This is a genomic window from Streptomyces sp. CAU 1734 (assembly GCF_039888735.1).
GTDB lineage: Bacteria > Actinomycetota > Actinomycetes > Streptomycetales > Streptomycetaceae > Streptomyces.
Map to the genome: position 1 here is coordinate 68,069 of NZ_JBDQQP010000013.1, position 25,647 is coordinate 93,715.

The window sequence follows — 25,647 nt, forward strand, 5'->3', positions numbered from 1 at the left end:
CGGCCGGTCAACGAGGGGCCCGCGCACCATCGGCGTGGGCGAGCGCGCTCGGGGTGCGGCAGCCCACGATCGCGGGCGCCTCCCGGACGAGCGCGTCGTCGGTCAGCGCCTCCACCATGAAGAGCGCGAAGTCGACCCGGCGGGTCAGATCGCTCGCCAGCACCGGATCCCCCACATGCCGGCTCCACACGGGCAGGCCCTCGCTCTCGCCCTCCTCCAGGCTGCTGCCGCGCACCACGGTCCACCGGGTGTCACTGGCGAACACCCGCCGGCATGCCTCCACCTGGTCGTCGATCTCCACGGCGCGGACGAGCCTGCCGAGCACGGCCGCGATCCGGACGCCCGCCCTGAACATCCGCGAGTACCGGTCCGCGCCGTCGCGGGTGATGTGCCAGCCGCAGGAGAAGACCAGGCGCGCACCCGGCCGCGCGTGGTCGAGCACCGCCTGCGCCGTACCGGAGGAGTACTGCCGCACACCCCAGGGCGCGAGCACCGTGAGCACCCCGTCGCATCCCTCCACCGCGCGCCGGATCACCTCCGGGTCGTCGGTGGGTCCCGGGACGACGGTGATCCGGCCGTCGAAACCGGCCAGCTTCGGCACACTGCGCTCCCGGCACACACCGACCACCTCATAGCCGCGCTCCAGCGCGTGCCGGACCATGTACTGCCCGAGCTTCCCCGAGGCCCCGACGACACAGACCCTCTTGATGCGTTCCGTACCCATGGCGCGGCCCCTTCGCCGGAATGTCACCTTATGCTGTAAGGCAAGGTAACCTTATGCCGTAAGGCAGTCAACAGGGGTGCGGAGGAGGACCGGATGCCGGAGGGGAACAGGAACCGGCGCGGGGCATCGGCGCGCGCACCGCTCAGCCGTGAGGGCGTGATCCGCACCGCGATGGCGGTGGCGGACGAGAAGGGCACGGCCGCGCTCACCATGCGCGCCATCGCCGAACCGCTGGGCGTCCAGGCGATGTCGCTCTACCACCACGTCGCGAGCCGGGAGGACATCCTCGACGGCATGGTGGACGCGGTGTTCGGCGAGATCGAGCTGCCGCCGCCCGGCACGGACTGGCGGAGCGCCATGCGCCGGCGGGCGGTCTCCGCCCGCGCCGTGCTGCGGCGCCATCCGTGGGCCGTCGGGCTGATGGACTCCCGCACCCGACCCGGCCCGGCGACCCTGCGCCACCACGACGCCGTCATCGGGGCACTGCGCGCCGGAGGGTTCTCGGTCGCGATGACCGCGCACGCCTTCTCGCTGATCGACAGCTATCTGTACGGCTTCGTGATCCAGGAGGTGAGCCTGCCGTTCAGCGGCTCGGAGGATCTGGCCGAGGTCGCGGGCGCCATCGTGCGGGAGATGCCCGCCGACACCTACCCCCACCTCACCGAACTCGCCACCGAGCACGCGCTGAAGCCCGGTTACGACTACGGCGACGAGTTCGCCTTCGGCCTCGGCCTCATCCTCGGGGCCCTGCACCCGGACGAGGCCGCCGGTGTGTGAGGGTGCCGGCCCGAAGGTCAGCGCACCACCCGCCCGTTGAGGATCACCCGGCGCGGGGCGGCCAGCACCCGGACATCGGCCCGGGGGTCGGCGTCGTACACCACCAGATCCGCCGGCGCCCCCTCGTCCAGGGCGGGGCGGCCCAGCCAGGCACGCGCTCCCCAGGAGGTCGCCGACAGCGCCTCCAGCGGCGGGATCCCGGCCTTGACCAGCTCGGCGACCTCCGCAGCGACCAGGCCATGGGCCAGCGATCCGCCCGCGTCGGTGCCGACGAAGACCGGGATGCCCGCATCGTACGCGGCACCGATGGTGTCGTATCGGCGCTCGTGCAGCCGCCGCATATGGGCCGACCAGGCGGGGAACTTGGCCTCGCCGCCGGCCGCCATCGAGGGGAAGCCGGCGATGTTGACCAGGGTCGGGACAATGGCGATACCGCGCTCCGCGAAGAGCGGGATGGTCTCCTCGGTGAGTCCGGTGGCGTGTTCGACACAGTCGATGCCGGCCTCGGCCAGATCCCGGAGCGAATCCTCGGCGAAACAGTGCGCGGTCACCCGGGCCCCCAGCCGGTGCGCCTCGGCGATCGCCGCCTCCACCGCGCCCCGGGGCCAGCAGGCGGCGAGATCCCCGGCCTCGCGGTCGATCCAGTCGCCGACGAGCTTGACCCAGCCGTCCCCCCGGCGGGCCTCCCGGGCGACATACGCGACCAGATCGTCCGGCTCGATCTCATGGGCGTAGTTGCGGATGTAGCGGCGGGTGCGGGCGATGTGCCGGCCCGCCCGGATGATCTTCGGCAGATCCTCGCGGTCGTCGATCCACCGGGTGTCGGATGGCGACCCGGCGTCCCTGAGCAGCAGGGCCCCGGCCGCCCGGTCGGTGAGCGCCTGCTCCTCGCTGGTCGCGGCGTCCACCGGGCCGTGGCGGTCGAGCCCCACATGACAGTGGGCGTCGACCAGTCCGGGCAGCGCCCACCCGGACACCGTGACCGTCTCCGGGGAGCCGGGGGGCCGCCGATAGGTGATCCGGCCGCCGACGGCCCAGAGTTCGTCCCGCACGTCCTCCGGGCCGGCGAGCACCCGCCCTTTCACATGCAGCACCACATGATTCGTCATGGCGGCACTGTACGAAAAGGGGCGGGCGGGCCCGGCGGGCGCGGCCCCGGCCCGTGCGTACGGGGTGGCGTGCGGCGGCACCGTACCGCGCCGGACCGCGCGAGGAGGGCTCCGCGGGTGCCTGGGTACCCTCGACCGAGAGACCGGACAAGCCCGGTCGGGACACCCATTCCGAAGAAGGCACCGCAGTGACACATCCCCTTCTGGACCTGCCCCCGCTGACCGCCGCGCACTTCGCGGACATCGAACGGCGGGTCGCCGCGCTGCTCGACACCGAGCAGGACGTGGTGATCACCCAAGGCGAGGCGCTGCTCCCGCTGGAGGGCTGCATCCGGGCCGGGGCCCGGCCCGGATCGACCGCGCTGAATGTGGTGACCGGTCCGTACGGGCAGACCTTCGGCAACTGGCTGCGCGACTGCGGCGCCTCGGTCGTCGACCTGGAGGTGCCGTTCCACACGGCGGTGACCGCGGAGCAGGTGGAGCGGGCGCTGGCCGCGCACCCGGAGATCGACTTCGTCTCGCTGGTGCACGCGGAGGCGGCGACCGGCAACACCAACCCGGTCGCGGAGATCGGCGAGGTCGTGCGCCGGCACGGGGCGCTCTTCATGCTGGACGCGGTGGCCTCGGTCGCGGCCGAGCCGCTGCTGCCGGACGCCTGGGGGGTCGATCTCTGTGTGATCGGGGCGCAGAAGGCGATGGGCGGGCCCGCGGGTGTGTCGGCCGTCTCGGTGAGCGCGCGCGCCTGGGAGCGGTTCGCGGCGAACCCGGCCGCGCCGCGCCGCTCGTACCTCTCCCTGCTGGACTGGAAGGAGCGCTGGATCGACGGCGGGCGCAAGGCGCTGCTCCACGCGCCCGCGCAGCTGGAGATGCTGGCGCTCCAGGCGTGTGTGGAGCGGATCGAGTCCGAGGGCCTGGACGCGGTGACGGGCCGCCACGCCTCGGCCGCCGCCGCGACGCGTGCGGGCGCGGTGGCGCTCGGCGGCGGTCTCCGGCCGTATGTGCTCGACGCCCGGGACGCGGCTCCGGTGGCGACCACCCTCCGCACCCCGGCCGGTGTGGACGCCTCCGGGCTGGTCGCGCGGGCGCTCGCGGCGGATCCCTCGCTGCCGCTGATCGCGGGCGGCGGGGCGCTCTCCCAGGAGATGATCCGGGTCAATCACTACGGCGTGGACGCCACGCGCGGCGCGGTGCGCTCCTCGCTGGCCGCGCTGGGCTCGGCGCTGACGGAGACGGGCGCCCGGGTCGATCTGGAGGCGGCGGGCCGTGCGATCAGCGATGTGTGGGCATAGGCAGCGCTTTCACCTATGAACCGCAATTGACGCGGAATATATTCAAGAATGCGGGAAGCGGGCTTATTTCCAGTCGCTTCCCGCATTTCTTCTGCCCCGGTTCCGGCGCCCTAAACGCCAAGGATCCGATAAGAGTCCGGACCGGTTCACGACTATGTGATCGACTCCACATCGCGCCCGTTTAGTCGCATATATACGGCACAAAGGTGTGCAAATCACTTGGCCCTCATGGCCGCACTCACGCCCGCGCGATAACACGGAAGCGTCATTCACCCAACCCCTGCCGACCATGCATTTTCGGGATTTGCTCGGTAAATTACTTCTGCATGACCGCCGCACAAGAAGACCTTGTACGAGCCAACCGCCCAAGCGAATTCATCACCGTCGACAGCCCGCGAGTGGAGGACGGGGCCGCGATCTGGCGCATTGCCCGCGACTCCGGGGTCCTGGACCTCAACTCCTCGTACAGCTATCTGCTGTGGTGCCGCGACTTCGCCGCCACCTCACTGGTCGCACGTGACCCGGAGGGCGCGCCGATCGCCTTCGTCACCGGCTACACCCGGCCCGGCCGGCCCGGCACTCTGGTCGTCTGGCAGATCGCGGTGGACGCCGCCCACCGCGGACAGGGGCTCGCGGGGGTTCTTCTCGACGCGCTGACCGCACGGGTCACCCACGGTCTCGCGGTGCGCGAGGTGGAGACGACCGTCACGCCGGACAACACCGCGTCCGACCGGCTCTTCACCGCCTACGCGCGGCGGCACGGCGCCCGGCTGGAACGCGAGGTGCTCTTCGACGCGGGGCTCTTCCCCCCGGAGACGGACCCCGCCGTGGAGACAGCCCCCGCCGAGAACGGGGAGACCGGCGTGGACACGGCCACGGGCACCGGCCCGGAGACCGGCGTCGGCTCGCGGACCGCCCCGGCCGCCGGAGGAGAGGCGGCGGAGCCGCACCAGCCCGAGATCCTCTACCGGATCGGCCCGCTCTCGCCCCTCCCCGCCGCCGTCGCGTAGGCGCCGCCCCGGCACACACGGGCACCTCCCGCCCGCACCCCCACCCCGGACTTCCTCCCCCGTCAGGAGATCACCATGACCATCGCCCCTCCCGCCCTGAGCGTCTTCGAGACCCTGGAATCCGAGGTGCGCAGCTACTGCCGCGGCTGGCCCGCGGTCTTCGACCGGGCCCAGGGCAGCCGGCTGTACGACGAGGACGGCCACGGCTATCTGGACTTCTTCGCCGGCGCCGGCTCACTCAACTACGGCCACAACAACCCGGTGCTGAAACGGGCGCTGATCGACTACATCGAGCGCGACGGCATCACCCACGGCCTCGACATGGCCACGGCGGCGAAACGGGCGTTCCTGGAGTCGTTCCAGAACATCGTGCTGCGGCCGAGGGATCTCCCGTACAAGGTGATGTTCCCGGGCCCGACGGGCACCAACGCCGTCGAGTCGGCGCTGAAGCTGGCCCGCAAGGTGAAGGGCCGCGAGTCGGTGGTCTCCTTCACCAACGCCTTCCACGGTATGTCGCTGGGGTCGCTCGCCGTCACCGGCAACGCCTTCAAGCGCGCCGGGGCGGGCATCCCGCTGGTGCACGGGACCCCGATGCCGTTCGACAACTACTTCGACGGCACGGTCCCCGACTTCATCTGGTTCGAGCGGCTGCTGGAGGACCAGGGGTCCGGTCTGAACAAGCCCGCCGCGGTCATCGTGGAGACCGTGCAGGGCGAGGGCGGGATCAATGTCGCGCGCGCCGAGTGGCTGCGCGCCCTCCAGGCGCTCTGCGAGCGCCAGGACATGCTGCTGATCGTCGACGACATCCAGATGGGCTGCGGCCGTACCGGCGGCTTCTTCTCCTTCGAGGAGGCGGGCATCACGCCGGACATCGTCACCCTGTCGAAGTCGATCAGCGGCTACGGACTGCCGATGTCGCTCTGCCTGTTCAAGCCGGAGCTGGACATCTGGGAGCCGGGCGAGCACAACGGAACCTTCCGCGGCAACAACCCCGCGTTCGTGACCGCGGCGGCGGCGCTGGACACCTACTGGGCCGACGGCCAGATGGAGAAGCAGACCCTCGCCCGCGGTGAACAGGTGGAGCGGGCCCTGGCGGCCATCGCGGCCGAGAGCGGGGACCCCGGGGTGGACTTCCGGGGGCGCGGACTGGTGTGGGGGCTGGAGTTCACCGACACCTCCCGGGCGTCCCGGATCTGCGCGCGGGCGTTCGAGCTGGGGCTGCTGCTGGAGACCTCGGGGCCGCAGAGCGAGGTGGTCAAGCTGCTGCCGGCGCTCACCGTCACCCCCGAGGAGCTGGACGAGGGGCTGAGTGTCCTCGCCCGCGCGGTACGGGAGACGGGCGCGTCCGCCTGAGAGGGCACGCCACGCCGCCGGGCGGTGCGCGGCGCGGGCGGACGGCCCCGTACACCCCCGCGCGTCAAGGCCGAACCGGCTCGGAGAAGAGAGAAAGGGAGCAATTCACCGTGATCGTCCGTTCCTTGAAGGACATCGAGAACACCGAGCGCCATGTGAGGTCCGCCTCCGGCACCTGGGAGAGCAAGCGCATCGTGCTCGCCAGGGAGAAGGCCGGTTTCTCGCTTCACGAGACCGTGCTCTACGCGGGCACGGAGACGTCGATGTGGTACGCGAACCATGTCGAGGCCGTCCTCTGCGTGGAGGGCGAGGCCGAACTCACCAATGACGAGACCGGTGAGACGCACTGGATCACACCGGGCACGACGTATCTGCTGGACGGCCACGAACGGCACACGCTCCGCCCCAAGACGGACTTCCGCTGTGTCTGTGTCTTCAATCCGCCGGTCACCGGGCGGGAGGACCACGACGAGAACGGTGTCTATCCGCTGCTCACCGAGGAGGGCTGAATCATGACCACCACCACCGCACGCAGGAACACCGATCTCTATCCGACGCGCGGCGCGGAGGAGGTGGTGACGCCGCGCCGGGATCCGGTCGTCTGGTCGGCGCCGGGTGCGCCGGGCCCGTTCACCCGGACCGATCTGCTCGGTTTCGAGCGGGACGGCTTCGCGACCGTGGAGGAGATGATCACGGATGACGAGGTCGCGCTCCACCGGGCGGAGATGGAGCGGCTGATCGCCGACCCCCGGGTGCGCGCCGATGAGCGGTCGATCGTGGAACCCGCCTCGGGGGAGGTGCGTTCGGTCTTCGAGGTGCACCGGCTGAGCCCGGTCTTCGCGGCGCTGGTGCGCGATGAGCGGCTGGTGGGCCGGGCCCGGCAGATCCTCGGCTCGGATGTCTATGTCCACCAGTCCCGTATCAATGTGAAGCCGGGCTTCGGCGCCTCGGGCTTCTACTGGCACTCCGACTTCGAGACCTGGCATGCGGAGGACGGGCTGCCGAACATGCGGACCGTCTCGGTCTCCATCGCCCTGACGGAGAACCGGGAGACCAACGGCGGTCTGATGATCATGCCGGGTTCGCACCGGTCGTTCCTGGGGTGCGCGGGCGAGACCCCGGCGGACAACTACAAGAAGTCCTTGCAGATGCAGGACGCGGGCACCCCGTCGAACGCGGCGCTGAGCACCTTCGCCGATGAGCACGGCATCCGGCTCTTCACCGGCCGGGCGGGGTCGGCGACCTGGTTCGACTGCAACTGCATGCACGGCTCGGGCGACAACATCACCCCGTACGCGCGCAGCAATGTCTTCATCGTCTTCAACAGTGTGGAGAACGCGGCGGTGGAGCCGTTCGCGGCGCCGGTGCGGCGGCCGGAGTTCATCGGCGCGCGGGACTTCACCCCGGTGCGCTGACCAGCGCCACCGCGCGGGCTCCGGCTCCGGCGTCGCGCTGTACCGGCCCGGCCGTTCCAGGGCCGCCGGGCCGGTACAGCGCTTTCCGGGGGTACGGGTGCACCGGTCCCGGTGAGCGCGCGGGGCGGCCGGGTGTCAGGAGACGGCGCCGGCCGGGCTGAGCGCCGGATAGTCCGTGTATCCCTTGTCCCCGCCGCCGAAGAAGGAGGCCGGGTCGGGGGTGTTGTACGGGCCGGCCGTCCGCAGCCGCTCCGGAAGGTCGGGGTTGGCGAGGAAGAGCCCGCCGAAGGAGAGGATGTCCGCGATGCCGTCCTCGATCAGCGGCAGTGCGGTGTGGTCGGTCGGCGTCTCGCTCAGCGGGTTGAGGATGACCGTACCGCTGAACCGCTCGCGCAGGGCGATGGTCACCTCACGGCTGTCGGGGTGGTTCTCGGAGATGTGCAGATAGGCGATGCCCAGCGGCTCCAGCTCCGCGACCAGCGCCGGGTAGACCTCGTGCGGGTCGGTCTCGGCGATGTCGTTGTAGGTGTTGGCGGGCGAGATCCGGATTCCGGTGCGGTCCGGTCCGATCGCCGCGGCGACCGCCTTCACCACCTCGACGGCGAAGCGGACGCGGCCCGCGACGGAGCCGCCCCACTCGTCGGTGCGGAGATTGGTGTTGGAGGCCAGGAACTGCTGCACGAGATAGCCGTTGGCGCCGTGCACCTCGACGCCGTCGAATCCGGCGGCCACGGCGTTGCGGGCGCTGTGCGCGAACTCCTCGACGACGCCCGGGATCTCCTCGGCGGTCAGCTCGCGCGGAACCGGGAAGTCCTTCGGGCCCTCATGGGTGAAGAGCTGTCCGGCGGCGGCCACGGCCGAGGGGGCGACGCTGGAGCGGCCGTCCGGGAAGAGCACGGGGTGGCCGATGCGGCCGGAGTGCATCAGCTGGGCGAAGATCTTTCCGCCCGCCGCGTGGACGGCGTCGGTGACCGCGCGCCAGGCGGCGACCTGTTCCTCGCTGTGCAGACCGGGGGTGTCGGGGTAGCCCTGGCCGGTGACGGAGGGCTGGATCCCCTCGGTGATGATCAGGCCCGCGCCGGCACGCTGCGCGTAGTACTCCACCACCGATTCCGTGGGGGTGAGACCGGGGCCGAAGGCGCGGCTGCGGGTCATCGGGGCCATGGCGACCCGGTTGGCGAGCCGCTGCCCGGCGGACAGCTCGATGGGGTCGAAAGCACTGGTCACAGGGGCTCCAAAGAAATTATATGGTCGGCCAAGTATCTCTGCCGGGGGCAACTCTAATGCATTACTTGGTCGGCCAAGGTAAAATCTTTGGAGAGTGACCGCGGTTCGGGGAGACTGGTCACGGACAGTCCCCCAGCAAGGAGACCCCCATGACATCCGAGGCCACCGCCGCCGACCCGGCCTGTACCGAGGAGCCGCTCCCCAGCTGCTCGCTGAGCGGACCGGTCGGCCATGCCGTCTCCCGGGTGGCCCGGATGCACCGGATGTCGGCGGCCAGGGTGCTCAAGGGGCTGGGTCTCTACCCGGGGCAGGAATTCCTGATGACACATCTGTGGGAGGCGGGGCCGGTACGCCAGTCCGAGCTGATCAGGGCGCTGGAGCTGGACCCGTCCACGGTGACGAAGATGCTCCAGCGGCTGGAGCAGGCCGGGCATGTGCGCCGCTGTCCGGACCCGGCGGACCGCCGCGCGGTGCTGGTCGAGGCCACGGAGGAGAGCCGGGCACTGCTCTCGGCGGTGGAGGACGCCTGGTCGGCGCTGGAGCAGCGGACCCTGGCGGGGCTGGACGAGGGCGAGCGCAGGGAGCTGACCCGGCTGCTGGGTGTGATGGAGGCGAACCTCTGCGCGCAGCAGCAGTGGTCGTGCTCCGGGGGCGAGGACTCCGGCCCGGTGGTCTGCTGACCCGGCGGGCCGGAGGCGGTCGCACGCTCAGACGCTCAGTACCTCCAGCACCCTGGCGACATCCGCCGCCGAGTTGTGGAGGTGGAAGGCCAGCCGCAGATTCCCGCCGCGCTCCGACACGACGATTCCCGCTCCGGACAGCGCGGCGGCCCGCCCGCCCAGCCCCGGCAGGGCGACGATCGCGGACTCACCGGGGACCGCGCGGTGTCCGAGTGCCTCCACGCCGTCCCGCAGATCGCGGGCGAGTGCGGTGGCATGGGCGTGCACCGCGCCGATACCGATCTCCTCCAGCAGCGCCAGCGACGCCTGTGCCCCGTGGTACACGAGAAACGCCGGGGCCTCGTCGAAGCGGCGGGCGGTACCGGCGAGTTCCGGCACCGGGCCGTAGGGCTGCCCCCACAGATCCGCGGCGGCGAAGGGCCCGGCATGGATCGGGGTCACCGTCTCCCCGGCCTCCTCGCCGACCGTGAGGAAGGAGACGCCGCGCGCGCAGAGCAGAAACTTGAATCCGGCGGTCACGGTGAAGTCCCACTCCCCCGCGTCCAGCGGCAGCCATCCCGCCGACTGGCTGGCGTCGACGAGCGTACGGGTGCCGTGCGCCGCCGCGGCGGCCCGGATCGCGGCCCGGTCGGCGATCCTGCCGTCGGCCGACTGCACCATCGAGAAGGCGACCAGCGCGGTGCCCGGGCGGATCGCGCCGGCCAGATCCTCCAGCGGCGCGTACCGGAGCCGCAGATCGCCCCGGACGGCGAAGGGGGTGACGACCGAGGAGTACTCACCCTCCGGGAAGAGCACCTCGGCGCCCGGCGGCAGGGAGTTCGCGATCAGTCCGGCATGGACGGAGACCGAGCCGCCGACGGCGACCCGCTCCGGGCCCACTCCGGCGATCCGCGCGAAGGACTCGCGCACCGCCTCCAGGACGGTGAACTCGCCCGAGCCGCCGGGCCGCCCGGCGGCGAGCTCGGCGAGCAGGGTGTTCATCACGGTGACGGCGCGGGCGGGCAGCAGCCCGCACATGGCCGTGTTCAGATACGTCGTGTCCGGCGCGAACTCACTGCCACCCAGGGTCTCCATGGATCAACCCTGGTGCCGCTCCGCCGGATGGTCAATCGCGCATCGGTGAAGGGAACCCCTCAGCGCCGCTCGACCCGCGCGCCGGAGCGGGTGCGGTTCAGCGCCCCGGGACCTCGCACGAGCCGTCGGTGTCACAGACGGGAGCGGCGGCGCCCGCAGGGGTGGCGCCGCCGGCCGGAGCGGTATCGCCGGCCGGAGCGGTATCGCCCGCAGGGGTGAGGGGAGCGGGCGCGCGGTCCCGCCACGCCTGGTCCAGGGCCTGGGTGAAGAGCTCGGCCGGCTGGCCGCCGGAGAGTCCGTACCGCCGGTCGAAGACGAAGAAGGGGACACCGCTCGCGCCGAGCTCGGCCGCCTCGCGCTCGTCGGCGCGCACCGCCTCCGCGTAGGCGCTCTCGTCGGCGAGCACGGCACGCGCCTCGGCGCCGTCGAGACCCGCCTCGACGGCGAGCCCGATCAGCACCTCGGGGTCGTAGACCGAGCGGTCCTCGGCGAAATTCGCCCGGTAGGCGAGATCGAGCAGCTCATTCTGGCGGCCCCGGTCGCGGGCGAGGTGGAGCAGCCGGTGGATGTCGAAGGTGTTTCCGTGGTCCCGGCCCTCGGTGCGGTACTCCAGCCCCTCGGAGCGGGCGTTGCCGGCCACGTGCTCCTCCATGGCCCGGGCCTCCTCCGGGGTGCGGCCGTACTTCTTCGCGAGCATGTCGACAACGGCTCCGACGTCGTCCCTGGCCCGGCCGGGGTCGAGCTCGAAGGAGCGGTGGACCACCTCGACCCGGTCGCGGTGGGCGAATGCCGCGAGCCCCTTCTCGAAGCGGGCCTTCCCGATGTAGCACCAGGGGCAGGCGATATCGCTCCAGATCTCGACACGCATGGTTCAGTCTCTCCAGGGTCCGTACGAATCCGCGGGCGGGCCCCGCGGTGGAGTCAACGCGCGGGGGGCCCGCCTGATTCCTCCGGCAATCGGCGGTTCGCCCCGTCAGGGCCGGGCCCGGCTCTGTCCGTGCCCGGTCCGGTCCGGTCCGTGCCCGGTCCGGTCATTGTCCCGTTCAGGATCCGGTCCGGTTCAGGATCCGTCGCACGGTCCCTCCGGCCGGCCGGCGCGCGGAGGGAGCGCTCGGGCGTCGAAGACTGGCGGCGACCCGGGCGATCAGCGGGACGTGACCCTCCGGTGCACCCGGCGGGTGGGGGCTTCGGGGAGTTCGGCGGGGGCGTTCATCCGGTCGGCCCGGGGCGGGTCCGGGTGCGCCGTCCCGTGGTGCCGGCGCCGGCACGGCCGTCTTCCCGATCGCCCGGCACACGTCCTCCCACGGGGAGTTGTTCACTACGGTGAACCGCGTTCCCGCTGATGAACAAGTAACAGCTGACCAAGGACGCGCTCTTCGCCGCGCGGGACCGGCCGGCGCCGACGACCCGGCGACTGTGGGTCACCCCTCGGCGGACGCTCACTCCGCCGCGCGGCGGAGGGAGATCGTCACCGGGCGGGATGCCGCGCGGGGTGCGGGCCGGGGAGGGTGGGGCGCATGGCCTCCCCCTCCCCCGCCCCCGCCCTCTTCCCCTCGCCCGCGCCGTTCGCCGGACGCCCGGCTCCCGGCCGCCCGGCTCCCGTGCGCGGGACACCCGTGACGCTCCTCCCGCGCCCGCCCGGGCGGGGCGGTCCGCCACCCCCCTTTCAAGCGGGAGCCGGCCGGCGGCCCGGCCCGCCGGACCTCGCCTACGCTGAAGAGATGATCATCAGACCGCTCCCCATCGGCTCGCCGGGCCCGCCGCCGGGGCGGGCCGCGTGAGGCGGGCGCGGGCGTGTGCCGGCGCGCTGTTCGGGTCGCGGGCGAGGCTGCGCTGGCTCCATCTGATCCTGGGCGGGGCGCTGATGATGCCGTACTGGCTCGTCGGCAGTGTGATCGCCGGTCCCGTCATCGGCAGTCGCACGCTCTTCTCCGGTTCGCTGACCGGCCAGTTCGGTCCGTACGCCGCGGGGCTGCCGCTGGCGGCGGTGAGCGCGCTCGCCGCCACGGCCCGGCCGCTGTCGGTGTCGGCGGCGCGTGCCCTGTGCGGGATCCCGGCCGGACTGCTGGCGGACGGCCCGGCCCGCTCCCGGGCGGCACGGCTGAGGAGCTCCTCCTGGTTCACCCTGCATGTCGGAGTCGGCGCGCTGATCAGCGGGATGACACTCGCCCTGCCGCCGTTCGCGGTCTCCATGATGGTGGTGCCGTTCGTCCCGCCGCTGCGGGAGTGGCTGATGATGCCCGATTTCGCGGCCTGGCAGCTGGCGCTGATGCCGGCCGCCGGGATCGCGATGCTCTGCGCGCTCGCCGCCTGTGCGGCCGGGGCCGGATGGCTGCTGGCCCGGCAGGCTCCCGTACTGCTCGGGCCGACCCCCGCCGACCGGCTGGCCGAGGCCGAACGCCGCGCCGTCGAGCTGGCCGAGCGGAACCGGCTCGCGCGCGAGCTGCACGACTCGGTCGGCCACGCGCTGAGCGCGGTCACCCTCCAGGCGGGCGCCGCGCGCCGGGTGCTGGACACGGATCCGGAGTTCGTACGGGAGGCGCTGGCGGCGATCGAGGAGACCACCCGGCGCACCGTGGGCGAGCTCGACTCGGTGCTCGGCCTTCTGCGCGAGGAGGCCCCGATGACCGGCGGGCCGACGCTGGCGGCGGTGGAGGGGCTGATCTCGCGGAGCGGGGTACGGGTGGTGCTGCGGGTGGAGGGCGATCCGGCGTCGGTGCCGGAGCCGGTGTCGCGGGAGGCGTACCGCATGGTGCAGGAGGGGCTGAGCAATGCCCTCCGTCATGCCGGGGGTGCCCCGGTGTCCCTGTTGATCGCCCTGCGGGGCGGGGAGTTGGAGCTGACGATGGAGAATCCGGCGGAGCCGGACGGGGCGGGACGGGGGCCGGTGGTGCGGCCGGGAGGCGGGCGCGGTCTGCGCGGTGTCGCCGAACGGGCCGCGCTGCTGGGCGGGGAGGCCCGGGCGGGGCTGCGGGCGGATCCGGGGGCCGCCGGAGCGGCGGAGGGGGCCGGGGCTGCGCAGGGCGCCGGGCAGGTTTGGCGACTGTACGCCAGATTGCCCCTGAGGCGGCCGCGGAGTGGCACATTGGAGAGCAGCCGATGAGCCCGGAGCGCGCGGCGGTGCGCATCGTGGTGGCCGACGACGAGCGCATGGTCCGTACCGCCCTGCGGGTCATTCTCGACGCGGAGCCCGATCTCACCGTGGTGGGCGAGGCGGCGACGGGCACCGAGGCGGTCTCGGTGGTCCGGGAGCTGCTGCCGGATGTCGTGCTGATGGATGTACGGATGCCGGAGACCGACGGCATCCGGGCCACGGAGCTGATCCTGGCCGCGCTCGCGGAGCCACCGCGGATCGTGGTCGTGACCACCTTCGAGAACGACTCGTATGTGTACGAGGCGCTGCGCGCGGGCGCGGCGGGGTTCCTTCTCAAGCGGGCCGCGCCGGAGGAGCTCATCCAGGCGGTGCGGCTGGTCGCGCACAGCGAGTCGCTGCTCTTCCCCGCGGCGGTGCGCACCCTGGCCGCGGAGTACGGGGCGCGGGCGCGGCCCGCTCCCCCGGCGTGGGCGGCGCGGCTGACCGAGCGGGAGGGAGATGTTCTGCGGCTGATGGCCACCGGGCTGACCAACGCGGAGATGGCGGAGCGGATGGGGGTGGGATCGTCCACGGTCAAATCGCATGTGGCGGCGGTGCTGGCGAAGACCGGCGCCAGGGACCGCACCCAGGCGGTGATCGCGGCGTATGAATCGGGGTTCATCGCGCCGCGATAGCACCGGCCGGCCGGCGTACGGGCCTGCACCGGGGCGGTATGCGCCCTTTTATGAGGAACAGCTGAGAATCGGGCGGCCGGGGAACGACAGCCGATCGCCCGTACGTCTGACGAAGGGATGAACAGAACGATCAGGCATGCCGCCGTCTTCAGCCTGCTGCTGGTGCTCGCCCTGCTGGTGCGGACCACCTGGCTCCAGGGTTATGAGGCACAGGCGCTCCAGGACCATGACAGGAACGACCGCCGGACGATCGCCCGGTACGCCCAGCCACTGGGTGACATCGTGGTGGCCGGCTCACCGGTGACCGGTTCGGCGGCCACCGGCGGCGCGGATCTCGCGTACCAGCGCACCTACACCGACGGCGAGCTCTACGCCGCGGTGACCGGGTACAGCTCACAGGCGTTCGGCGCCACCCAGCTGGAGGGGATCCACAGCGAGGTGCTGGACGGCACGGACAGCAGGCTGAAGGATCCGGTGGACGCCCTCACCGGCAAGCGGCAGGCTCCCGGCGATGTGCTGACCACCATCGATCCCGCCGTCCAGAAGGCGGGGTTCGAGGCGCTCGGTGACATCAAGGGCGCCGCGGTGGCCGTCGATCCGGCCACCGGGCGGATCCTCGGCATGGTGAGCACCCCGTCCTATGATCCGTCGAGGATCGCCGGGCAGACGGAGTCGTCGTCGGCCGCCTGGCGGCAGCTCCTCGCGGACAAGGACAAACCGCTGGTCAACCGCGCGCTGCGACAGCCGCTGGCGCCCGGCTCGACCTTCAAGCTCGTCGTCGCGGCGGCGGCGCTGGAGGAGGGGCTGTACGCATCGGTCGACGAGCCCACCGACAGCCCCCTGCCGTACATGCTCCCCGGCTCCACCAAGGCGCTGACCAACGACATCGCGGGCGCCCCGTGTGAGGACGCCTCGCTGCGCACCGCGCTCCAGTACTCCTGCAACAGCGTCTTCGGCAAGCTCGCCGTCGACCTCGGGCAGGAGAAGGTCCGGGCCATGGCGGAGAAGTTCGGCTTCAATGAGAAGGAGCTGGACATACCGGTGCGGGCGTATCCGAGTGTCTATCCGACCGGGCTGGACAAGGCGCAGACCGCGCTGACGGGCATCGGGCAGTTCGATGTGACCGCGACCCCGCTCCAGATGGCGCTGGTCTCCGCGGTGATCGCCAATGGCGGGGAGCTGGAGTCACCGCACATGGTCTCCGAGGTGGTCGATTCCGGCGGCGACACCCTCGACTCGTACGGGAACGGCTCCGCCCGGCGGATCGTCTCCGCCGAGACCGCCGAACAGCTGAGCAGTGCGATGGTCACCGTGGTGGAGGACGGCACCGGCACCAATGCCCGAATACCCGGCGCCGAGGTCGGCGGCAAGACGGGCACGGCGCAGCGCGGGGCGAACAACAGCGAGATTCCCTACGCCTGGTTCACCTCGTTCGCCGAGGACACCGAGAGCGGGGAGTCGGTCGCGGTCGCGGTGCTGATCGAGGACGCGGGCGGACCGCGCTCCGAGGTCAGCGGCAATGGCCTGGCGGCCCCGGTGGCGCAGAAGATGATGGCCGCCGCGCTGAAGTGAGCCCCCGAGCGGGGTCCGTCCGCCTCCGGCGACCGCGCCCCGGCGGCGGATCCGGCTGCTCCGGGCCACACTTGACGGTGCCGGGGCAGCCGCCCAGCATGCCCCTACAGGTGAATGCCGGTTGTGAACCCGAGCATTTCAAGGAGAGTCGCCCATGCCCGCTCCCCGCACCGTTCTGGTCACCGGCGCAGCCGGCGGGCTCGGCACCCTGATGCGGGGGCTGCTGCCCGCGTACGGCCATCAGCTCCGGCTCTTCGACGCGGCCCCCATCGAGGGCGCCCCGGAGGCCGTCACCGCGGAGCTCGCCGACACCCGGGCGCTGCGCGCGGCGGTCCGCGGCAGCGACGCGATCCTCCATCTGGCGGGCATCTCCGCGGAGGCGCCGTTCGGGGAGATCCTCCGCTCGAACATCGAGGGGACCCACCATCTCTACGAGGCGGCGCGGGCGGAGGGGGTGCGGCGGGTCGTCCTCGCCTCCAGCAACCATGTGATCGGCTGGACACCGAGCCCGCGCGGCGAGTTCCCGCTGGCCCCCGGGGAGCTGATACCCATCGACACCCCCCGGCGTCCCGACACCTACTACGGGCTCTCCAAGTGCTTCGCCGAGGACCTGGCGCAGCTCTACTGGGACCGGCACGGGGTGGAGACGGTCTCGGTCCGCATCGGCGCCTGCTTCATGGAGCCGACATCGGTCCGGATGCTCTCGGTGTGGCTGAGCCCCGGCGACGGCGCCCGGCTCTTCCACGCGGCGCTGACCGCCGAGGACATCGGCCACACGGTGGTGTACGGCTCATCGGCCAACACCCGGATCTGGTGGGACCTCACCACGGCACGCGCGATCGGCTACGAACCCCGGGACGATTCGGAGCAGTACGCGCCCGGGCTCATCGCCGAACAGGGCGAGCCGGATCCGCGGAATCCGGAGCACTCCCGCCTCGGCGGCCCCTTTGTCACACACCCTCCGCGGCATCGGCTCCCGCCGTCCTGAGCCCGGCCCCCGGAGACCCCGGCGCGGGATCGGGAGGGCCGCGGCGGCCCGTGCGGCCCTCCCGTACCGCCGATGCGGTGAGAATTCACCGCCGGTGAATTCGGTGAGGGAACGGCGAAGCGTCCTCGCTCGTTACCGATGCATGACAGCTATGACCCCCGGCTCGAACATCCCTCTCTCCGCCACCCGGGTGGCGGTGGACGTCGCCGCTCCCGTGCGGCTCGACGTATCGGGCCTGCTGCTCACCGCCGACGGCAAGGTGCGCTCCGACGACGACTTCATCTTCTACAACCAGCCGACGGGGCCCGGTGTCAGCTACCGCTCCGGCGGCGGCGCCGCGCCGGACGCGATCGTGGTGGACACCGCGGCCGTCCCGCCCGGCATCGAGAAGATCGTCGTCACCGCCAGCCCCGACGCGGCCGGGCAGACCTTCCAGGGCATCGAGCCGACCGCCACCATCCGCGACGCCGACAGCGGCGGCGCGCTCGCCACCTTCACCCCGCCGCAGCTCGGCTCCGAGACCGCGCTGGTCGTCGTGGAGATCTATCTGCGCAACGGCGCCTGGAAGGCCCGTGCGGTGGGCCAGGGGTATGCGAACGGACTGGCGGGCATCGCCACCGACTTCGGTGTCTCGGTGGAGGACGAGCCCGCCGCGGCCCCCTCCGCGCCGGTCGCCCCTCCGGTCGCCGCCGCCCCGGCGCCCGCCCCCGCGGCCCCCTCCGCGCCGACCCCGTCCTATGACCCGAGGACGGTCGCCGCGCCGCCCGCGCCCCCGGCCGCTCCGGCGGCGCCGGCCCCCGGCAGCGGGAAGATCAACCTGGACAAGGGCCGCGTCAATCTCCAGAAGAACCAGACGGTGTCCCTGGTCAAGGGCGGCCGTCCGCTGCTCTCCCAGGTCCGGATGGGCCTCGGCTGGGAGCCCGCGTACCGGGGCAAGGACATCGACCTCGACGCCTCCGTGATCGCCTACGGCCCGCAGCGCAACCACCTCGACAGCTGCTACTTCGGCAAGCTGACGATCCTCAATGGCGCGGTCAAGCACTCCGGCGACAATCTGACCGGCGAGGGCGGCGGTGACGACGAGTCGATCACCGTGGATCTCGGCAGGCTCCCCGCCGATGCCACCGGCCTGGTCTTCACGGTCAATTCGTTCTCGGGGCAGAAGTTCACCGAGGTCGCCAAGGCGTACTGCCGGCTGATCGACGCGGCGTCGGGTGAGGAGCTGGTCCGCTTCGACCTCACCGGGGCCGAGCCGCAGACCGGGGTGATGATGGCCAAGTTGATCAAGCAGTTCTCGGGTGAGTGGGAGATGACCGCCATGGGCGACTTCGTGAAGTCGCGCACCGTCCGGGGCATGGTCAAGCCCGCCGCTCAAGCCCTCTGAGCCGCCCTCTCCGCATCGGACCCGGTGAGCCGGTTCCCGCGGAAAAGGCCGTCGGGGATCGCCGTCATGAGCGTGACGGCGATCCCCGACGGTGAGAGCAGATCTCTCAGAGCTTGGCCAGCTTGGCGAAAGGGCTCAGGATTCTGCCCTTGCGACCGGAGAAATCGACGAGTACGGCGGAGTTGCCGTTCTCCACCGCGATGACCCTTCCCAGGCCGAACTGATCGTGCGAGACCCTGTCTCCCACCGTGTACTGCTCGATCGGCGGATCCGCCGGGGCATTGCGGTTGAAGGGACTGGACGGTAGATGACGCCGGGATCCGGCTGACTTCGTCATTACCGGAGTATGGTCCCTCGGGTACCCATGGGTACAGCCGTCACATCGGAACGTGGTCAGATCGCAACCGGAATCGGTTTCGGGACGCACGGCACGGTATCGCCCCAGGCGCCCCAGCGGAAGAGGGCGCACCACCCGGACCAGCCCGGACCTGAGCCCGAAAACCCTGGCCAAAGCCGGGTACCGGGCCGACGTCGGACGATGCCGCACGCCCAAACGGATCCCCTCCGAAACTGAACAACCGTTCAGGGGGGTGGCCGGGCGCGCCGCCGTACGGCGATGTCCGCGTGAGGTTTCTCTCCGTCGGCGCGCCACCCGGCGACGGCCGGAACGGAGTCCGGCGGCCACTCCCGCCCCGGGCGCGGGCGGTCCCTCCGGGAGCCGCCGCAACCGCCGGTGACCTTCCGCGCGTCGCAGCCGGGGAGACGCGGGCGGGGCACAGCGGCACCGATCCCGCCGCGCGGCGGAGTCGGTGCGGGCCGAGGCGGGAAGGACTCCGGGCATGGCGGGCGAGGGCGGTGGGGACGGGGCGAACGCGGCGCGCGGGCCGGACCGTGCGGACGGGACGGACAGCACGGCTGAGACGGACGGAACGGGCGGGGCGAACGGAGCGGGCGGGGCGGAGGCGATACCCGGCTATCGGCTGATCGCCCTGCTCGGCGAGGGGGGAATGGGCCGGGTGGAGCTGGCGCGGTCCCGTTCCGGGCGGCTGGTCGCGGTCAAGACCGTGCATCCGCACCTGGCGGCCGAGCCCGCCTTCCGGGAGCGGTTCCGGCGGGAGCTGCGGGCGGCGCGGGCGGTGCGGGGCCCGTTCACCGCCGCCGTCCTGGACGCGGATCCGGAGGCGTCGCGCCCCTGGCTGGCCACCGTGTACTGCCCCGGCCCCACCCTCACCGAGGCGGTCGCCGCGCACGGCCCGCTCGCCCCGGGTGAGCTGGCCGGGCTCGGGGCCGCGCTCGCGGAGGCGCTGGCGGCCGTGCACCGGGCCGGGCTGGTCCACCGGGACCTCAAGCCGTCGAATGTCATCGTGACCGGGGACGGACCGGCCGTCGTCGACTTCGGCATCGCCCGGTCCGCGGCCGAGGAGACCCTGACGGGCAGCGGCGACATCATCGGCTCCCCCGGATTCATCGCACCGGAACTGCTGGAGGGCACCGCCCCGGCCGGTCCGGCGGCCGATGTGTTCTCGCTGGGTGCGCTGCTGGCGTACGCGGCGACCGGCCGTCCCCCGTACGGCACCGGTCCCGCGCATCAGGTGCTCTACCGGACCCTGCGGCAGCCCCCCGGCCTGGACGCGGTGGCCGACCCGGAGTGGCGGGGCTTCCTCGGCCGGCTGCTGGCACGCGAGCCCGCGGACCGGCCGGGCGTGGACGGCGTACTCGACTGGTGCGCGCACCGCGCGGCGGCCGGGCCCTGGTGGGAAGGGGCGGCGGTGGCCCGGCTGATCGCCCGCCGGGAGGAGGCGACCGCGGCGCTGGTGCGAGAGGCCGGCGCGGCCGGTCGCTCACCGGGCGGGGGGACGGGTGACGGGGATGCCGTCCCGCACCTCGGCACGCCGGCCGGGGCGGAGCAGCGGAACGGCACGAGGACGCCGCCCGGCCCGGGATCCCGTACCGGGGACGGGCCGGAGTCCGGGGCGGCGGCGGGGAAGCGGAGGACCGGGGCGGGCCCCGGGCGTCTCTCGGCCCTCTCCCGGCGCCGGATGCTGCGCTGGGGCGGCGCCCTCGCCGTGGGCGGCGGCCTGATCCGGGGAGCCATCGCGCTGAGCGGGGAGAACGGGGACGACGGGCCGGCCGCGCCCGGCCCGAGCGCGGTGCCCCATCAGCGCGGTCGTGCCCTCTGGACGCAGACCATCGGAGCCGCCGAACCGCTGCGCCACGGCGGCGCGCTCTATCTGCGCGGCGCCGCCGAGATCACCCGGCGCGATCCGGACGACGGTGCCGTCCGGTGGTCCCACAGGGGTGAGGAGACGGCCGGGGTGGAGTTCGCCGGCGGCCTGGTGCTGCTGCTGCGCACCGGAATCCTGAACCAGGGCGTCACCGCCCTCGACGCCGCTTCCGGCCGAGAGCGCTGGCAGACCCCGCTCCTGCGGCGGATCGCCGGCCGGGACCCGGGAGCCCCGGAGGGCGACTCGGCATTCCTCTCCGTACGCGACGGGGTCGCCTGCCTGGTCACCTGCGCCCGGTACGGCTCGCTCTGGGAGCGGCGGGCCGGCGCCGGAATCCGCTGGCGGGCGTACGGCTTCGACGCCCGTACGGGCGGGGCGCTGTGGTTCCGGGAGGGAGGCGAGGCCGGTGTCGACGCGATCCATCAGGCGGGCGGGCGGATCGCGGTGGCGACGGTGGCGCGGCCGGGGCCTCCGGGCGGTCCGGAGGACGCACCCGGCACGGCGGGCGGAGCGGGGCGCTGGCCGCTGGTGGTGCTGCGCGCCCGGGACGGAACCGTCGAGCAGGAGATCCCGGACGGCGGCGCCCGGCCGGAGGCGCACCGGGGCTCGGCGGGCGTCCGCCACTACACCGCGGAGAAGGAGGCGAGCGCGGTGAATCTGGCGACCGGGAGGACCCTGTGGCGCCGCCGGCTGGACGAGGCAGACGCGGCCGTCACCCCGGTGGCGGCCGGCGGCCTGGTCATCGTGTCGACCTGGGCGGAGTTCAGCGCGCTGGACGCGCGCACCGGGCGGACCAGGTGGAGCCGTACCGATGTGACTGGTCTCGCCGCCGGGGTGCCGCCGCCGGTGAGCGGTTCCCTGGTGTTCGCGGCCGGACCGGAGCCGGGCAGCGCGGAGCCGGCCCACCGGGTGAGGCCCTGGGGCGTGCATGCCCTGGACATCCGTACCGGCGGGCTGGTCTGGGCGGCCCCGCTGAATGTCGTGGACAGGGCGTCGGCGGTCGGCGGGGACGGGCTGGTCCATGTCGCGGCGGGCGGGGTCCTGCACACCTTCCGGCTGCCGGAGTCCCGGCGTGCGACCCCCCGGCCGGAGGGATCGTGACGGATCCGCTGCTTCCCGGTGATCCGGTCCGGCTGGGACCGCTCCGGCTGCTCGGCAGGCTCGGCGCGGGCGGTATGGGCCAGGTGTATCTGGGCCGTACGCCCGGTGGCCGGCTGGTCGCGGTGAAGACGGTCCATCAGCATCTCGCCGACGACCCCCGGTTCCGGGCGCGGTTCCGCCGGGAGGCGGCGGCGGCCCGTGCGGTGACCGGGGCGCACACGGCGGCGGTGCTGGACGCCGATCCGGATTCGCCGGTGCCGTGGCTGGCCACCGCGTTTCTCGCCGGGGTGACACTGCGGCGGGCGGTGGCGGCGGCGGGACCGCTGCCGGCCGCGGCCGTACGGGCGCTGGGCGCGGCGCTCGCGGAGGCGCTGACCGCGATCCATGGCGCGGGCCTGGTCCACCGGGATCTGAAACCGTCGAATGTGCTGGTCACGGCGGACGGCCCGCGGGTGATCGACTTCGGGATCGCCCGGGCCGTCGGTGAGCTGGGGCTGACGGGGGCCGGGGACATCGTCGGCACCCCCGGTTTCATCGCGCCGGAGCAGATCACGGGCGCGGCGCCGGTGACGGCCGCGGCGGATGTGTTCGCGCTGGGATCGGTGCTGGGGTTCGCGGCGACCGGGCGGAATCCGTTCGGGGACGGTACGGCGGCGATTCTGCTCTACCGGGCCGTGCACGAGGAGCCGGGGCTCGCCGCGATCCCCGCGGAGGTGCGGGACGTGATCGCCGAGTGTCTGCGCAAGGAGCCGGGGGCGCGGCCGTCGCCCGCGGCCCTGCTCGGCCGGCTGGCCGATCCGGCGGCACCGCTGTGGTGGCGGACGGAGCCGCTGCGGACCCTGACGGCGGAGAGCGGACCGGGGGCGGCGGAGGCGGTGCCCCCGGCCACGCTGGTGGCGAGCGCCGGTACCTCCGTACCGCCCACCGCGCTCCTGCCCCGGGCGGAAGGGACGGAGGGGGCGGTGCGACCGGTGCGGCGGACGTGGGTCCGCCGGGGGCTGCTGATCGCCGCCGGCGGTGGTCTGGCGGGGCTGTTCGGTGTCGCGGTCGCCCGGAGCGGCGGCGGATCCGCCGGCGCGGACGGCTCCGGTACGGCCCCGGCCCACCGCGCGGGCTCCGCCGCGCCCGGCGCGCTGCGGTGGAGTCTCACCACCGGCGAGGGCGCTTTCGGCGGACTGCTGCCGGTCCCGGCGGCACCGGCCGGGAAGCGGACGGAGGACGGGGTGCTGGTGCACTCCGCGACCGGAGCGCTCGACGGGCGGCTGCACCTGCGGCGCGCGGACAGCGGAGCGGCCCGCTGGGAACGGGAGGCGCGCGGCGGCGCCCCGGCCGGCTGGCAGCGGGCCGGGGGCGTCCTGACGGCGGCCGGGGTGGGTGTGCCGGCCGTCCGGCTCTCCTCGGGCGCCCCCGCCACCGGGGCGGCGGAGGTGACCCCCGGGGCCCTGTGGTCGGTGATCGCGGGCGACACCCTGGTCCTGTCGTATCCGCCGGGCGGCGGGGCGCGCTCCCTGCGCGGCCTCGGCCTGCGGGCGGGTGCGGCCTCCTGGGGGCTCGAACTGCCGGGTGAGCGCCCGCCCGCCGTCCTCGGCACCGCGCTTCTCCTGGCGGGGCGGTTCGACGACGGGGTCGTCTGTGTGGACGCGGCGACGGGCGAGGTGCGCTGGCGGCAGCGGGAGCCGGGACGGGTGGTGGCGATGGCGGCGCTGCCCTCCGCCGGCCGGTTCGCGGTGCTCGGCGAGGACGGAGCGCTCCGGCTGCTCGACATCAGGGACGGCTCCCCGGCGGTGCGGAGCCGCCGCGTACCCGGCCCGGGTGTGGGCACCACCGCGCTGGCGGACGGCGCCGGGACCGGAATCGGGCTGCTGATCACCGGTGGCGTACTGCACGGCTTCGGTGTCCGGGACGGACGGCCGCGCTGGGAACGGCCGACCTCCGGCCTGGAGTCCAACTGGCCGGTGGGCGGCGGGGGCGTACGCGGGCCGGTGCTGACCCCGCGAGGGCTGCTGCACTGGTCGTCGGCGACGGTCCTGGAGGCCGTCGGTCTTCCCGGGGGCGGGCGGCGCTGGGAGCGGAGGCTGCCGGGGATCGCCCGGCTCCCCCCGGTGAGCGCGGGGGGCCGGGTGTACGCGGCGGCGGGCGAGGTCTGCGTACAGCTGGGCCTCGCGGGCGGCGCCGAGGCCCGGCGGTGGAGGGAACCCGGGCTGCTGGAGCTGGCCGCCGATGAACGGGGCTGGTACGCCCGTACCTCCGGGGGACGGACGGTACGGGCGTACAACCGCGCGCCGGTCAGTGGCGGTGGGAGTTCCGCTTCCACGGACCGGTGATCGCGAACATGATGCCCGGGTCCTGCATGCTCGCGTAGAGCGTGCGGCCGTCCGGGCTGAAGACGACCCCGGCGAATTCGCTGTACACGGGGTGCTCCTCGGTGCCGAGGTTCCGTTCGTTGCGGGCGATGGGGTAGGTGCGGCCCCGCTCGGTGGCGCCGAAGAGGTGCTGTCCGCCGGCGCCGTCCTCGGCGATGATCAGCCCGCCGTGCGGGGAGACGGTGATGTTGTCGGGACCGTCGAAGCCGGCCCGCTCCGGGTCCCCGCCGGCTCCGAGGAGGACCTTGAGGGTGAGGGTCCGGCGCTTGGGGTGGTAGAACCAGACCTGCCCGTCATGGGCTGCGGGGCTCTCCGCGCGGGCGTAGGACGAGACGATCCAGGCACCGCCGTCACCCCACCACATGCCCTCCAGTTTGCGGCCCCGGGTGATCGCGCCGTCGGCGAACTGGCGGCGCACGGGGGTGGTGCGGGCGTCGCGGTCGGGTACGTCGGCCCAGTCGACGCCGTAGACGGTGCCGATCCGGGTGGCCCGGGAGAGATCGTCGACCAGCCGTCCCACGGAGTCGAAACAGCGGGCCGCCTGGAGGGTTCCGGCGTCGTCCGCGAGGGTGCGCAGCCGGCCCCTGCCGTGCCGGAAGCCGGCCGGGGGAACCCAGCGGTAGAGCAGGCCGTTGGGTCCGTCGGCGTCCTCGGTGAGATAGGCGTGGCCGCGCTGCGGATCGATGACGACGGCCTCGTGGGCGTACCGGCCGAAGGCTCTGACTGGCCGCGGGTCGCGGTTGGCGCGGCGGTCGGCGGGGTCGACCTCGAAGACATAGCCGTGGTCGCGGGTCATGCCGTTCTCGCCCGCGAGCTCCTCGGTCTCCTCACAGGTGAGCCAGGTGCCCCAGGGAGTGCTGCCCCCGGCGCAGTTGGTGGAGGTCCCGGCTATGCCGACCCATTGGGTGACCTCGCCCTGCGGGCGGACCTCCACGACGGAGCAGCCGCCGGCGGCGGCCGGGTCGTAGACGAGTCCCTCGGCGAGCGGCACGGGGTGCGGCCAGCGCTCACGGGTGCCGCGGAGCTCATGGTTGGCGACGAGCAGGGTGGCGCCGCGCGGGCCGGGGAAGGCGGCGGCACCGTCGTGGTGGGAGGGGGTGTACTCGCCGGTTTCGAGCCGGGTGACACCGCTGTGGGTGATGACGCGGTAGGAGAAGCCCGCGGGCAGGGCGAGCACTCCCCGCGGGTCGGGGAGGAGCGGCCCGTAGCCGGGTTCGTCATGGCCGGAGCCGGTTTCGTCAGAGCCGTTCCCGGGCCCGGATCGGACGGGGTCCGCCGGCTCCCCGGCGGCGAGCGCGCCGGGGGCGGTGGCGAGTGAACCGACGGCACCGGTGAGGGCGATGCCCGCGCCGGAGAGCGCGGACCGCCGGGTGAAGTCTCGTCGGGTGAGCGGCATCGGAGTTCTCCTGAGGGCCGGAGGGGTCCTGGGTTCCTGGACTGCGGACGTGCGGACGGGTGGGTCCGCGGACGCGCTGGTCTGTGCCGGTGTACTGACGGATGGTGGGCACACCATTCCTCCCTCGTACGAGCGGTATTTGAACGCCCGAGCGAAGAAGTGGTGGGTTATCGGCCAGTTCTGTACCCATGG

The 25,647-nt window shown here is 73.2% G+C and carries 20 protein-coding genes and 1 pseudogene; 14 read left to right on the forward strand and 7 right to left on the reverse strand.

The window, feature by feature from the left end; genetic code table 11:
- Positions 1-7: 7 nt before the first annotated feature.
- Positions 8-724, reverse strand: a complete 717-nt coding sequence (locus AAFN69_RS24765) for an NAD(P)H-binding protein (protein ID WP_347730934.1) — start codon at positions 722-724, stop codon at positions 8-10.
- Between the two features lie 93 nt (positions 725-817).
- On the opposite strand from AAFN69_RS24765, the gene AAFN69_RS24770 reads away from it, so the two are divergent.
- Positions 818-1,501 (forward strand): TetR/AcrR family transcriptional regulator, encoded by a 684-nt coding sequence (locus AAFN69_RS24770; protein WP_347730935.1) that lies wholly within the window; start codon positions 818-820, stop codon positions 1,499-1,501.
- Between the two features lie 17 nt (positions 1,502-1,518).
- Here AAFN69_RS24770 and AAFN69_RS24775 read toward each other — a convergent pair whose 3' ends face one another.
- Positions 1,519-2,610, reverse strand: coding sequence for an amidohydrolase family protein (locus AAFN69_RS24775; protein WP_347730936.1), 1,092 nt, complete (start codon positions 2,608-2,610; stop codon positions 1,519-1,521).
- Between the two features lie 188 nt (positions 2,611-2,798).
- Here AAFN69_RS24775 and AAFN69_RS24780 point away from each other — a divergent pair, with 188 nt between their 5' ends.
- The 5 genes and pseudogenes from AAFN69_RS24780 (at position 2,799) to thpD (ending at position 7,677) form a co-directional block, all read left to right on the forward strand.
- Positions 2,799-3,899 carry an aminotransferase class V-fold PLP-dependent enzyme gene (locus AAFN69_RS24780; protein ID WP_347730937.1) on the forward strand — a complete coding sequence of 367 codons (1,101 nt, stop codon included), beginning with the start codon at positions 2,799-2,801 and terminating at the stop codon, positions 3,897-3,899.
- Between the two features lie 326 nt (positions 3,900-4,225).
- Positions 4,226-4,717, forward strand: a pseudogene (gene ectA, locus AAFN69_RS24785) (diaminobutyrate acetyltransferase); the annotation flags it as partial.
- A 267-nt stretch (positions 4,718-4,984) separates the two neighbouring features.
- The gene (gene ectB, locus AAFN69_RS24790; RefSeq protein ID WP_347730938.1) at positions 4,985-6,262 is read left to right on the forward strand and encodes a diaminobutyrate--2-oxoglutarate transaminase; all 1,278 of its coding nucleotides are present in this window, start codon (positions 4,985-4,987) and stop codon (positions 6,260-6,262) included.
- A 110-nt stretch (positions 6,263-6,372) separates the two neighbouring features.
- Complete coding sequence (locus tag AAFN69_RS24795) at positions 6,373-6,771, forward strand: ectoine synthase (RefSeq protein WP_347730939.1); 399 nt, start codon at positions 6,373-6,375, stop codon at positions 6,769-6,771.
- 3 nt (positions 6,772-6,774) lie between these two features.
- Positions 6,775-7,677 (forward strand): ectoine hydroxylase, encoded by a 903-nt coding sequence (gene thpD, locus AAFN69_RS24800; protein ID WP_347730940.1) that lies wholly within the window; start codon positions 6,775-6,777, stop codon positions 7,675-7,677.
- Positions 7,678-7,812: 135 nt separating this feature from the next.
- On the opposite strand, the gene AAFN69_RS24805 is transcribed toward thpD, so the two are convergent.
- The gene (locus AAFN69_RS24805; RefSeq protein ID WP_347730941.1) at positions 7,813-8,904 is read right to left on the reverse strand and encodes an alkene reductase; all 1,092 of its coding nucleotides are present in this window, start codon (positions 8,902-8,904) and stop codon (positions 7,813-7,815) included.
- Between the two features lie 149 nt (positions 8,905-9,053).
- Here AAFN69_RS24805 and AAFN69_RS24810 point away from each other — a divergent pair, with 149 nt between their 5' ends.
- A complete protein-coding gene (locus AAFN69_RS24810) occupies positions 9,054-9,584 on the forward strand; it encodes a MarR family winged helix-turn-helix transcriptional regulator (RefSeq protein WP_347730942.1) in 531 nt (176 codons plus the stop codon).
- Between the two features lie 27 nt (positions 9,585-9,611).
- On the opposite strand, the gene AAFN69_RS24815 is transcribed toward AAFN69_RS24810, so the two are convergent.
- Together AAFN69_RS24815 and AAFN69_RS24820 are read right to left on the reverse strand one after the other, a co-directional pair.
- Entirely contained in the window at positions 9,612-10,658 is a 1,047-nt protein-coding gene (locus tag AAFN69_RS24815) for an aminotransferase class V-fold PLP-dependent enzyme (RefSeq protein ID WP_347730943.1), read from the reverse strand.
- Positions 10,659-10,755: 97 nt separating this feature from the next.
- Complete coding sequence (locus tag AAFN69_RS24820) at positions 10,756-11,526, reverse strand: DsbA family oxidoreductase (protein WP_347730944.1); 771 nt, start codon at positions 11,524-11,526, stop codon at positions 10,756-10,758.
- Between the two features lie 909 nt (positions 11,527-12,435).
- Between AAFN69_RS24820 and AAFN69_RS24825 the strand changes: the two genes are divergently transcribed.
- The 5 genes from AAFN69_RS24825 to AAFN69_RS24845 all read left to right on the forward strand — a co-directional run bounded on the left by AAFN69_RS24825 (position 12,436) and on the right by AAFN69_RS24845 (position 18,370).
- Positions 12,436-13,761 (forward strand): histidine kinase, encoded by a 1,326-nt coding sequence (locus tag AAFN69_RS24825; protein WP_347730945.1) that lies wholly within the window; start codon positions 12,436-12,438, stop codon positions 13,759-13,761.
- On the forward strand, positions 13,758-14,426 hold the full coding sequence (locus tag AAFN69_RS24830) for a response regulator transcription factor (protein ID WP_347730946.1): 669 nt from the start codon (positions 13,758-13,760) through the stop codon (positions 14,424-14,426). Before AAFN69_RS24825 ends, AAFN69_RS24830 begins: the two co-directional genes overlap by 4 nt.
- A 117-nt stretch (positions 14,427-14,543) precedes the next feature.
- On the forward strand, positions 14,544-15,998 hold the full coding sequence (locus AAFN69_RS24835) for a penicillin-binding transpeptidase domain-containing protein (RefSeq protein ID WP_347730947.1): 1,455 nt from the start codon (positions 14,544-14,546) through the stop codon (positions 15,996-15,998).
- A 154-nt stretch (positions 15,999-16,152) separates the two neighbouring features.
- Positions 16,153-16,986: an NAD(P)-dependent oxidoreductase gene (locus AAFN69_RS24840; protein WP_347730948.1), complete on the forward strand. Its 834-nt coding sequence runs from the start codon at positions 16,153-16,155 to the stop codon at positions 16,984-16,986.
- Between the two features lie 142 nt (positions 16,987-17,128).
- Complete coding sequence (locus AAFN69_RS24845) at positions 17,129-18,370, forward strand: TerD family protein (protein WP_347730949.1); 1,242 nt, start codon at positions 17,129-17,131, stop codon at positions 18,368-18,370.
- A 106-nt stretch (positions 18,371-18,476) separates the two neighbouring features.
- On the opposite strand, the gene AAFN69_RS24850 is transcribed toward AAFN69_RS24845, so the two are convergent.
- Positions 18,477-18,707, reverse strand: coding sequence for a hypothetical protein (locus tag AAFN69_RS24850; RefSeq protein ID WP_347730950.1), 231 nt, complete (start codon positions 18,705-18,707; stop codon positions 18,477-18,479).
- Between the two features lie 502 nt (positions 18,708-19,209).
- Between AAFN69_RS24850 and AAFN69_RS24855 the strand changes: the two genes are divergently transcribed.
- Positions 19,210-21,696, forward strand: coding sequence for a PQQ-binding-like beta-propeller repeat protein (locus AAFN69_RS24855; protein WP_347730951.1), 2,487 nt, complete (start codon positions 19,210-19,212; stop codon positions 21,694-21,696).
- Positions 21,693-24,020 (forward strand): protein kinase, encoded by a 2,328-nt coding sequence (locus AAFN69_RS24860; RefSeq protein ID WP_347730952.1) that lies wholly within the window; start codon positions 21,693-21,695, stop codon positions 24,018-24,020. The genes AAFN69_RS24855 and AAFN69_RS24860 overlap by 4 nt, the downstream gene beginning before the upstream one ends.
- Here AAFN69_RS24860 and AAFN69_RS24865 read toward each other — a convergent pair.
- Positions 23,983-25,455 (reverse strand): alkaline phosphatase PhoX, encoded by a 1,473-nt coding sequence (locus tag AAFN69_RS24865; protein WP_347730953.1) that lies wholly within the window; start codon positions 25,453-25,455, stop codon positions 23,983-23,985. The genes AAFN69_RS24860 and AAFN69_RS24865 overlap by 38 nt on opposite strands.
- Positions 25,456-25,647: the final 192 nt, after the last annotated feature.

Bases quoted from the DNA above. Each gene is read 5' to 3' on its own strand.
- AAFN69_RS24765 (WP_347730934.1), bottom strand. From the start codon at position 724: ATGGGTACGGAACGCATCAAGAGGGTCTGTGTCGTCGGGGCCTCGGGG.
- AAFN69_RS24770 (WP_347730935.1), top strand. From the start codon at position 818: ATGCCGGAGGGGAACAGGAACCGGCGCGGGGCATCGGCGCGCGCACCG.
- AAFN69_RS24775 (WP_347730936.1), bottom strand. From the start codon at position 2,610: ATGACGAATCATGTGGTGCTGCATGTGAAAGGGCGGGTGCTCGCCGGC.
- ectB (WP_347730938.1), top strand. From the start codon at position 4,985: ATGACCATCGCCCCTCCCGCCCTGAGCGTCTTCGAGACCCTGGAATCC.
- thpD (WP_347730940.1), top strand. From the start codon at position 6,775: ATGACCACCACCACCGCACGCAGGAACACCGATCTCTATCCGACGCGC.
- AAFN69_RS24810 (WP_347730942.1), top strand. From the start codon at position 9,054: ATGACATCCGAGGCCACCGCCGCCGACCCGGCCTGTACCGAGGAGCCG.
- AAFN69_RS24815 (WP_347730943.1), bottom strand. From the start codon at position 10,658: ATGGAGACCCTGGGTGGCAGTGAGTTCGCGCCGGACACGACGTATCTG.
- AAFN69_RS24820 (WP_347730944.1), bottom strand. From the start codon at position 11,526: ATGCGTGTCGAGATCTGGAGCGATATCGCCTGCCCCTGGTGCTACATC.
- AAFN69_RS24830 (WP_347730946.1), top strand. From the start codon at position 13,758: ATGAGCCCGGAGCGCGCGGCGGTGCGCATCGTGGTGGCCGACGACGAG.
- AAFN69_RS24835 (WP_347730947.1), top strand. From the start codon at position 14,544: ATGAACAGAACGATCAGGCATGCCGCCGTCTTCAGCCTGCTGCTGGTG.
- AAFN69_RS24840 (WP_347730948.1), top strand. From the start codon at position 16,153: ATGCCCGCTCCCCGCACCGTTCTGGTCACCGGCGCAGCCGGCGGGCTC.
- AAFN69_RS24845 (WP_347730949.1), top strand. From the start codon at position 17,129: ATGACAGCTATGACCCCCGGCTCGAACATCCCTCTCTCCGCCACCCGG.
- AAFN69_RS24850 (WP_347730950.1), bottom strand. From the start codon at position 18,707: ATGACGAAGTCAGCCGGATCCCGGCGTCATCTACCGTCCAGTCCCTTC.
- AAFN69_RS24855 (WP_347730951.1), top strand. From the start codon at position 19,210: ATGGCGGGCGAGGGCGGTGGGGACGGGGCGAACGCGGCGCGCGGGCCG.
- AAFN69_RS24865 (WP_347730953.1), bottom strand. From the start codon at position 25,455: ATGCCGCTCACCCGACGAGACTTCACCCGGCGGTCCGCGCTCTCCGGC.